At 78.8% G+C, this 1,357-nt stretch carries 2 pseudogenes; both read right to left on the minus strand.

From position 1 onward, the window contains the following. Window positions 1-539 precede the first annotated feature (539 nt). Window positions 540-856: pseudogene (locus AOK09_RS42920) on the minus strand (aldehyde dehydrogenase (NADP(+))); the annotation flags it as partial. A 2-nt stretch (window positions 857-858) separates the two neighbouring features. Then, window positions 859-1,342 (minus strand): annotated as a pseudogene (locus AOK09_RS42925) (aldehyde dehydrogenase family protein); the annotation flags it as partial. Window positions 1,343-1,357: the final 15 nt, after the last annotated feature.

Genomic DNA, 1,357 nt, shown 5'->3' on the forward strand with positions numbered 1-1,357 from the left:
ACACCGACGCCTGGGCGTCGGGCGTCCCGCCGCCCAGCAGCGTCACCCGGTCGATCGCCGAGCGGGCCAGCAGCTCGCCCACGCTGACCGTACCGGTGAGCGCACCCACCCCGGGGAAGCGCACCGCCCGGCCGCGGCCGAGGGCATGGGCCGCAGCCGCCGCCCCCGCCGCCTCGGCGGCCGGCGCCGCACCGTGCCGGCGGTAGCCCCAGGCCGCCCCGCCGCCGCGCACCGCGTCGGCCNNCCGAGGACGGCACGCCCCCGGGAGCCGCCGGCTCCGGCGGGGGACGCCTCGGGGGCGGGCGCCGTCAGCACGGCGGTGCCCTGCGGGTGGTCGTGGTGGTGCCCGTGTCCCATGGGGACTCCTCGCCTGCGTGGGCCGGTCGCGGGGTGCCAGCCAGATGCTCGGCCGCGCGGATGAACACGGGCGGTCCTGCGTGTGAGCCCTGGCGGTACACCGGATGTGACCCGCGCGAACCCCGGAGACGGCACCGGCCGCGCCCCCGGGACGGAGGACGCGGCCGGCAGCGGTTGGGGCGTCAGGCGCGCAGCACCGGGGGCAGCAGCTCCTCCGGGACATCCTGGTAGACCACGGGCACCAGGAAGCGGCGCACCGCGGTGGTGCCCACGGAGGTGTGCAGCGGGGAGGTGGTGGCCGGCCAGGGCCCGCCGTGCTGCATCGCCGGGGCGACGGCGACACCGGTGGGCCAGCCGTTCCACAGCAGCCGGCCCGCGCGGGACTCCAGCTGGGCGAAGAGGCCCCGGACGAGCTCGGCGTCGGCCGGGTCGCCGGCCTCGCCGTGCACGGTGGCGGTCAGCGAGCCGGGCACCGCGTCCAGCAGTGCGGGCAGCTGCGNNCGGCCACCGCACCCACCGCTGCGGCCAGCTCGCCGTCCAGGCCGTGGCCTGCGGGCAGGAAGACGATGCCGGGCTTGGTGCAGAACTGGCCGGCGCCGAGGGTGAAGGAGCCGGCGTACCCGCGGGCCACCTCCGTACCCCGGGCGGCCGCCGCGGCGGGGGTGACCACCACCGGGTTGACGCTGCCCAGCTCGCCGTAGAAGGGGATCGGGTCGGGGCGGCCCGAGGCCAGGTCGAAGAGCGCCCGGCCGCCGCGCACCGAGCCGGTGAAGGCCGCCGCCTTGATGTGGGAGTCGGTCACCAGCAGACGGCCGGCCTCGAAGCCGTGCAGCAGGGCGAAGGTGCCCGCAGGGGCCCCCGCCTCGGCCAGGGCGGCGCTGACCAGCTCCGCGGTGCGCTGGGAGGTGGCGGGGTGGCCGGGGTGGGCCTTGACGACCACGGGGCAGCCGGCCGCCAGGGCGGAGGCGGTGTCGCCGCCGGCCACCGAGAAGGCGAACGG

This window comes from Peterkaempfera griseoplana (genome assembly GCF_001418575.1).
GTDB lineage: Bacteria > Actinomycetota > Actinomycetes > Streptomycetales > Streptomycetaceae > Peterkaempfera > Peterkaempfera griseoplana.